This window comes from Streptomyces sp. NPDC028314, assembly GCF_055565795.1.
In genome coordinates this window covers 136,458-144,609 of the sequence record NZ_JBVHTP010000019.1, presented here as the reverse complement: position 1 = coordinate 144,609, position 8,152 = coordinate 136,458, and the positions used below count along the sequence as shown (strand labels likewise).

Genomic DNA, 8,152 nt, shown 5'->3' with positions numbered 1-8,152 from the left:
GTCCCAGGAGACGGGTGAGCATTGGAGGAAGGTTTCGCCGGGGCCGAAGGCGGCGTAGTCCTGTGCGGTGAGGGTGGAGACGAGGTTGCGGTGCGTGGACAGGATCCCCTTGGGCCGGCCGGTGGACCCGGAGGTGAACATCACGCAGGCCGGATCCTCCGCCGTCACCGGGACACCCAGGTTTCCGGCCTCCTCGCCGACGATCCGCGCGCGGTCGGCGTCCACCCGCACCGTCGCCCGCCCCGCCGCCTGCGGCATCCGTCCCTGGTGCCGGGTGTCGGTGATCAGGGTGCTGATGGTCGCGTCGCGGGCGGTGGTGGTGAGGCGTTCGTCGGGGAACTCCGGGTCGAGGAGGGCGTATCCGGCGCCGGTCTTGACCACGGCCAGCAGTGCGACGGCGAAGTCCAGGCCCCGGTCGAGGAGGATTCCGGCGAGGTCGCCGCGGCCCAGGCCCTGCGCGGCGAGGTGGCGGGCGAGACGGTTGGCCCGGGCGTTGAGCTGCCCGTAGGAGAGCTCCGCGGCGCCGAAGAGCACCGCGCGGGCCTCGGGCCGTAGCCGGACCTGCTCCTCGAAGCGTTCCGTCAGCGTCGGCTCACCGATCGCACGACGCCGGCCCGTCCACTCCACCAGCACCTGCCGCCGCTCCTGAGGCCCCAGCAACTCCAGTGCGGACAGCGGGAGTTCGAAGCCATCCAGTGCCGTATCCACGAACCGCAGGAACCGGTCCTGATGTCCGGCAACGGCCTCGATGTCGCAGACCTCGGGCGCCGCGTCGAAGTCGATCCGCAGCCCGCCCTCCGGCCCCAGGTCGTACACGCCGACCGCCAGATCCTCCACCGGCCCGTTGCCGAGGTTGTGCTGCGTGGTCGGGAACCCGCAGAAGCGCATGCCGGGCGTGAACGCCATGATGTTGACGAGCGGGGCCGTGATCCGCCGCTCCGTCTCGCCCAGGCCCAGGTCGCGGCACATGTCCTCGTACCGCGTGCGCTGGTGCCGCAGCCCCTGCCGGGTCTGCGTGACCACCGACGCCAGCAGCCCGGCCAGGGACCCGTCGGGCTCCACCCGCACCCGCAGCGGAATGACATTGGACAGCATCCCCGGCGTGCACCGCGCGAGTTCGGTCCGCCGGCCCGTCACCGGCAGACCCAGCACCAGCTCGGGGCTCCCGCTCACCCGGTGCGCGTACGCCGCGACCAGCGCGATCACCAGCATCGCCCACGGCGCCCGGTGCTCCCGCGCCAACTCACGCAGCCGGTCCGCCCGTTCAGGAGGCAGCACCAGCGTCCTGCGCACGAAGGGCAGCGCACCCGCAGCCGTACGGCCGCTGCGGCCCTCCCCGAGGCGCGGGGTCTGCGGCAGCCCGGCGAGGTGCGCCGCCCAGTGCGCCCGGTCCGCGGCCCCCTCCGCCGAGGCCCGGTAGGCCGCGTCCTCGGCCAGTACCTCCGCCAGCCCCCCGAACGGGCTCGGCCCCCACGGCTCCCCGGCAGCCGCCTTCCCGTACAGCTCGACCAGCCGCTCGTCGAGCAGGGCGACGCCCATCCCGTCGATCGCCAGGTGGTGGAAGGCGTGGAAGTAGAACCACCGCTCGTCCCCGAGCCGGATCAGGACGTGGCGGGTGAGCCAGCCGCCGGCCAGGTCGAAGGGCCGGGCCAGTTCGGCCGCCATCCACTCCCGAGCCTCCCCGGCGGGGTCCGCGGCCTCCCCGAAGTCTGCCAACTCCAGCTGCCGACCCACTGGTTCGGGATGCAGCAGCTGCCACAGGGCGCCGTCCTCGTCCGAGCCCGTACCCCGGATCCGCAGGGCGTCGGCCTCCCGGGCCAGCTGGTACCAGGCCCGTGCGAGCAGCTCCGGATCCAGCGCGCCCAGCACCTCCCGGTACTCCCCGATGTTGTAGCGGCAGCCCGTGGCGTCCAGCCCGTGGGCCATCCAGATGTCGCGCTGCGCCGCCGACAGGGGCAGCCGCACAGCGGCCGGCCCGTGCGCGGTGCTCTGTTCAGAGGCCTTGGGGGACATGCGCGGGCTCCTCGGAATCGTTGCCGTGGCGGGTAAGTGGGGTCTGCTGTGTGCCGGTCCGGCCGTACGTCATCCAACCCGCGGCCCGATGACCCGGGCGGCAGTTGCTCCGGCACTCCGGCAGCAGTTGCGCTGGGCCGTCTCTAGGCCGTCCGGCCGCCGACCGCCTGCGGCCGGCAGGTGGCCCGGACCAGGCCCAGCACCCGGAAGCGGGAGCTGCCGCCCTCGTGCGCGGCCCGCACGACGCCGCTGATCAGCAGTTCGCGCAGCAGCCGGCCGGACTCCGGCAGGCCGAGGCCGGTCAGCGGGGTGATGCAGGCCAGGGTGAACTCGCCGCCGGCGCGCTCGCACAGCGCATCCAGCAGCCGCCGCGCCCCGGGGGAGAGCCGCTCCACCCGGGCGTGCAGGGTCCCCCGGAGGCGGTCCGCACCGGCGCCCCCGCCGAGGTGGTCGAGGAGGGCCGCGGGATCGGCGTCCAGGCTCTGGCAGAGGGCCGCGAGATCGCAGACCACCAGCCAGGACGCGGCGGCGGCGAGCGCCCCGGGATGGCCGTCGAGGCGGCGGCAGATCCACGCGGCCCGCTCCAGGTCGGCCACCGTCGGGCTGAACTCGGGCCGCACCCGCCGGACATGGTCCAGGAAGACCCGTACGGCCGGGCTCCCGGACCCGGTCGCACCCTCGGCCGGCACCTCCAGCGGGGACAGCAGGAAGATCCGCTCACCCGGTATCTCCCACGGCTCGTCCGCGGTGACCAGCAGCCGCAGCCCCGGGCAGGCCCGGAGCAGCCCCGTCAGCCGGCCGAACCGGGGCGGACCGGCAGGGGCCCCGTCGAGAACGAGTAACGCGGGCTTGTCGCCCAGCAGTTCGGCGAACCCCGCCACCGCGTCGGCGTCGCCGTCCGCTCCGGCACCCCCACCCCCGCCCGCCCCCGCCCGGACGGCCGGGCCCGCAGCGCACAGCTCCTCCGCGGCCCCCGCCAGCCACGCCGCCAACTCCCCTTCCCTGGAGGGGAGATACTCCGCCGCAGCGCCGGGAAAGGCATGCCACAGCACCGGCATCCCGGCCCTGTGCAGCCGCTCGGCCACCTCCAGCGCCACCCGCGTCTTGCCCACCCCGGCCAGCCCGACCACACTGACCAGCCGCTCGGCGCCCGAACCCAGCTCCCGCTCCAGCACGGCCGCCTCGGCATCCCGGCCCGGCATCGCGTGCAGCGCGGTCGGCGGCGCCGGCGGCTCCGCCCAGCCCTGTCCGCCGGACCGGCCCTGCTGTGCGGCGGCCTCCAGCGCCGCCCGGGCCCGCGGGCCCAGCCGCAGCGCGTCGCCCATCAGCCGCACGGTGTCGGGGCGGGGGCGTCTCGCCTTGCCCTGCTCCAGGTCCCGGATGGCCCGCACGCTGATCGTGGAGAGGTCGGCCAGCTCCCGCTGGGTCATCCCGATGCGCAGTCTGTGGCCCCGTATCAGGGCCCCCACCTGCGAAGTCTCCTGCGGGGAGGCGCCGCCGAGCTCCGCTGGGCCGGCCGCTGGGGCGTTCGTGGCGTTCGTGGCGTTCGAGGTGGTCGAGGTGTTCGTACGGGTCGTGCCGTGACCGGGCAGGTGGCCGGGCAGGTGAGCTGTGCTGAGCCCGGTCGTGCGAGCGGTACTACGAGCGGTCGTGCGAGCGGTCGTGTGAGCTGTCATCTGGGCGCTCCCGGCTGCGGTGATGGGGGAACGGGCGGGCCTGGCACGCAGGCCCGGTTCCTGTTTCCCATCGTCGGCAGCGCGCTATCGCGCGGGCATCCCCCGACGGCCGGTGCGTCCTATCACCGCTCGAGCGATGCGACAGGAGGCGGTGATAGCGGGGGGATAGGAGCGGGGCCGGTCCGGGGATTCCGGCCGTTCCTAAGTTGGTGTCCAGAAAGCAGGAAGCGCCCCGGAGGAACCGGAGCGCACCGACGAAGGGACCCGACATGACCGTCACCCACGCCTTCCGCGCCGCCCTCGTCACCGTCGCCATCGCCGGGACCGCCACGCTCGGCGCCCAGGTCGCCCACGCCGCCGGTCCGGCCGCCTTCAGCGTGACCGCCGGTGGCTCCGGCGCCCAGGCCGTGCCGGCGCCGGGCGCCTCCACCAACACCAACCCGTGGGACTGACACCCCGCCGATCGGCAACGACGGCCGGTCAGACCCCGGCGGCGGACTCCGCCGCCGGTGCGCGAAGAGGGCGAGACCCCAGCACCGCGGCCGCCGACCCGAGAACCGGCCCCGCCGGCGCACCGGCACCGACTCCCGTACCGGTCCCCGCGCCCATCCCCGTACCGGTCCCCAGGCCCGTCTCCGCACCGGTCCCCGCGCCCGTACCGGCACCGGTCCCCGCGCCCGTACGGCTCCCCGTACCGCCTTCCGCTCCGCCGCCCGCGCCGATGGCCGTCGCGGTGCCCGCTCCGGCCGGCGAGCCCGAGCCGCTCGCGCCGACGCCCAGCATCCGCTCCGCCTCGGCCAGTTCCCCCGTCATCCGCCGCTCGCGGAAGGCCCGCACCGCCGTCTCCAGCAGCTCGCGGGACCGCGAACGCTCCCCGGCGCTCCCGCTCGCCGCCAGCAACCGCGCCAGGTCCAGCCGGACGAGCGCGGCGCCGCCCTGGTCCATCATCTGGTCCCGCACCGACAGCGCCTGGGCGTAGAAGCCGCGGGCCGCCTCGCCCCGGCCCATCTCGACGTGCGCGTGCCCGAGGTCCCGCAGCAGATGGCCCTCGCCAATCAGGTCCCCGCTCTCCCGGCACAGCTCCAGCACCTCGGTGAACGTCCTCACCGCCCGCTCGTGTTCACCCTGGCTCTGCAGCAGCTGCCCCGCCCGGCGCAGCGTCCGCGCCTGACCTCCCGTGTACCCCACCGAGCGGTAGATGCCGAGTGCCTCGTCCAGCCGGCTCTGCGCCGCCGGGGCCTGGCCGCGCCGCATCCAGATGTGCGCGCTCTGCGTCAGGACGATGGCCCGGCCCACCACGTCACCGACCCGGTCGAAATCCCGCAGCGCCCGGTCGTACAGGGTGAGCGCGTGGTCCTCGTTGCCGCGCATCCGCTCCAGCAGCGCCAGGTCGCGGTGGCACAGCGCCAGCCCCTGCCGGTCGCCCAGCTCCTGGAACAGGCCGAGCGCCGTCGTCAGCGCCGTCCGGGACTCCTCGTTCTGGCTGCGCCCCAGGTAGAGCACCCCGAGCGAGCCGAGCAGGGCCGCCGTGCCGCGCGTGTTCCCGGCCGCGCGGACCGTCTCCAGGGCGAGCTGGTGCGTACGCTCCCAGTCGTCGAAGTAGCCGCGCCCCTCGAAGAGGGTGGCCAGGGTCGTCGCCAGGTCCCAGCACAGCTCGTCCTGCTGCTCGCGGGCGGCGTGCTCGACGGCCTGCACCAGGTTCGCGTGCTCGCTGTCGAGCCACTCCAGCGGGTCCACCAGCAGCTCGTCCACACACGCAGCCGGCGGCTCCCAGCGCGGCGCGCTGCCGTGCAGGACCGTGAAGTCCCCGCCGTAGATGCGCCGGTGGGCCTGCTCCGCCAGTGACAGCCAGCCGCCCAGCATCCGGCCGGCCGCCGTCCGCTGCGCGGCCGGATCGTCGTGCGCGGCCAGCTGCTCGCGGGCGAACACCCGGATGATCTCGTGGAAGCGGTAGCGGAAGCCGCCCGTGGACTCCACCCCGACGACGTCCAGCATCTGTACGTCGACCAGTGGTTCGAGGAGGTCGGAGGGGAACGGGCGACGGTCGTCCAGCAGCGCGCCCGCGAGCCAGCCCGGCAGCGTGGGCCCCTGTGCGAGGCTGAGCAGCCGCAGCAGGCGGCGGTCCTCGGCGGCGAGCCCGTCGTGGGTGAGGCAGAGGCTCGCCCGCATGGTCATCTCGCCGTGGGTCAGCTCGTCCAGTCGGTGCCGTTCGTTGGCGAGCCGGTGCACCATCGAGGACAGGGGCCAGTGCGGGCGCGCCGCCAGCCGGGCCGCGACGATCCGCAGGGCCAGGGGCAGCCCGCCCACGGTCCGGATCAGCGCCTCGGCCGACGCCGCCTCGCGGCCGACCCGGTCCCCGCCGACGACCCGGGCCAGCAGCTCCAAGGCCCGGTCGGTGCTCATGACGTCGAGCTCGACGCGGTGCGCCCCGGGCAGCCCGGTCAGCCGGACCCGGCTCGTGACGAGCACCGCGCAGCTGTTGCTGCCGGGCAGCAGCGGCCGGATCTGGCTCTCGGACGCCGCGTCGTCCAAGACGACCAGCACCCGGCGCGCGGCCAGCAGGGTCCGGTACATCTCGGCCCGCTCGTCCTGCGATTCGGGGATCACCGGTCCGGGGATGCCGAGCGCCCGCAGGAACCGGCCCAGCACCTCGCCGGAGGTGGCCGGGGTGCCGGTGCCGCGCAGGTCGCAGTACAACTGCCCGTCGGGGAAGTCGGTTTCGCTCAGGCGGTGCGCGATGTGCGTGGCGAGCGTGGACTTGCCGGTGCCGGGCTTGCCGACGATCACCGCGAGCCCGACGGCCCGCCGCCCGCCGTCCCCGAGCAGGGTCCGCTCGACGCGGGTGATCTGCTCCTCGTCGCCGACGAAGTCCGAGGTGTCGGCCGGGAGCTGGCGCGGGATCTCCTCCCGGTACGCCGACCCCTGCCGAGCGTGCGCCCCGAGCCCGTCCGGCGCCCCGCCGCCGTGTGCCGCGAAACCGGTCCCGGCCGTGAGGCCTGTCCCGGCCGGGAATCCCGGCGCGTTCGTGAGCCCCGTCCCGGCTGGGAATCCCGGCGCGGTCGGGGAACCGGCGTCGGCCGGGAATCCCGTCGCGGTGGTGAACCCTGTCCCGGCCGGTACTCCGGATCCGGCCGGGGTCCCGGTTCCGTTCGCGTAGCCCGTTCCGTCCCCGTAGCCCGTTCCGGCCCCGACGCCCGTTCCGTCGCTGTAGCCCGTTCCGGCCCCGACGCCCGTCCCGTCGCTGTAGCCCGTCCCGCCCCCGACGCCCGTCCCGTCCCCGAAGCCGGTCCCGGCCGTGAAGCCCGTTCCTGCCGGGAAGCCGGCTTCGGCCGAGAACCCCGCCCCCGTCCCCGTCGCCGTCCCCGCCCGGGGATCGGGTCCGGGGCCGGGGCCGGCCGGGCCGCCGGCTCCGCCGTGGGCGCCGGTTGCCGCTCCGGTGTCGCCGGTCGTACGGGCCTGCGCGCCGCCGGCGGTCCGCCCCGGCGCGTGGCGACCGCCGGGCGTGCCCGGGTGGTCCGCCGGGTCGTCGGGTCTGCCCGGTATGCCGCCCGCCGCCCGGACGGGCGTGTCCGCGGGGCCCGAGCGCCGCGCCCCGTCCGCCGCGCCCGCGGGCGCCGGATACGACGTGCTCCCGGATGCGCCCGGGTACGTACCGCCCGGCGGGAGGTGGCCACCGGTGCCGGCACCGCCCCCTGGGGCCCGGGCGGCCCCGCCGTACCCCGCACCCGTCCCCCCGGAGGGAACCGCGGGGACGGCGCCCGACAGGATGTCCCGCTCCAACTGGCGCAGCGCGCCACCCGGTTCCAGGCCGAGTTCCTCCACCAGCAGCTCGCGCCCGATCCGGTAGCTCTCCAGGGCCTCGGCCTGCCGGCCCGACCGGTACAGGGCCAGCATCAGCTGCCCGCGCAGCCGCTCCCGCAGCGGGTGGACCCGTACCAGCAACTGGATTTCGCCCACGAGCTGGTGGTGGCGGCCCAGCTCCAGTTCCAGCTCGATCCGGGTCTCGGCGGCCGTCAGCCGCTCCTCGTCCAGCTGGAGGGCCTTGCTGCGCAGCGTCTCGCTCGACACTCCGCTCAGGCAGTCGCCCAGCCACAATTCCCCGGCCGCACGCAGGAGTTCCACGGCCTCGGCCGCGCCGCCCTGGCGGGCAACGGTCCGCGCGTCCGTCACCCGCCGGGCGAACAGCGCCGCGTCGACGAGGTCGCCTTCCGTCTTGAGCGCGTATCCCGGCGGCCGGGTGGTGATGGCGGCGGCGATGGCCGCCTTCGTGAACAGCTTCCGCAGCCGCGAGACACAGATCTGCACCTGCGTGCGCGCGGTGTCCGGCGGCTCGTCGTCCCAGATCAGGTCGACCAGGTAGTCGGTGCTGACGACCCGGTTCGCCTCAAGGAGGAGGGCGGCCAGAATGACTTCCTGCCGCCCCGGGGGAATCCTGACCGGCCCGTTCTGGCCGGTCACCTGTA

The 8,152-nt window shown here is 75.3% G+C and carries 4 protein-coding genes; 1 reads left to right on the top strand and 3 read right to left on the bottom strand.

Annotated elements, in window-relative coordinates; all coding sequences use genetic code 11:
* Both ACZ4TG_RS33955 and ACZ4TG_RS33950 read right to left on the bottom strand, forming a co-directional pair.
* A partial coding sequence (locus ACZ4TG_RS33955) for a condensation domain-containing protein (RefSeq protein ID WP_468170719.1) occupies positions 1 to 2,013 on the bottom strand: 2,013 nt, incomplete at its 3' end.
* A gap of 143 nt (positions 2,014 to 2,156) precedes the next feature.
* Positions 2,157 to 3,689 (bottom strand): AAA family ATPase, encoded by a 1,533-nt coding sequence (locus ACZ4TG_RS33950; RefSeq protein WP_468170716.1) that lies wholly within the window; start codon positions 3,687 to 3,689, stop codon positions 2,157 to 2,159.
* A 269-nt stretch (positions 3,690 to 3,958) separates the two neighbouring features.
* Here ACZ4TG_RS33950 and ACZ4TG_RS33945 point away from each other — a divergent pair, with 269 nt between their 5' ends.
* Positions 3,959 to 4,141 (top strand): hypothetical protein, encoded by a 183-nt coding sequence (locus ACZ4TG_RS33945; RefSeq protein ID WP_468170713.1) that lies wholly within the window; start codon positions 3,959 to 3,961, stop codon positions 4,139 to 4,141.
* Between the two features lie 28 nt (positions 4,142 to 4,169).
* Here the strand turns inward: ACZ4TG_RS33945 and ACZ4TG_RS33940 are convergent, their stop codons facing one another.
* Positions 4,170 to 8,147: an AfsR/SARP family transcriptional regulator gene (locus tag ACZ4TG_RS33940; protein WP_468170710.1), complete on the bottom strand. Its 3,978-nt coding sequence runs from the start codon at positions 8,145 to 8,147 to the stop codon at positions 4,170 to 4,172.
* Between the last annotated feature and the right edge of the window lie 5 nt (positions 8,148 to 8,152).

Bases quoted from the DNA above. Each gene is read 5' to 3' on its own strand.
- ACZ4TG_RS33950 (WP_468170716.1), bottom strand. From the start codon at position 3,689: ATGACAGCTCACACGACCGCTCGCACGACCGCTCGTAGTACCGCTCGC.
- ACZ4TG_RS33945 (WP_468170713.1), top strand. From the start codon at position 3,959: ATGACCGTCACCCACGCCTTCCGCGCCGCCCTCGTCACCGTCGCCATC.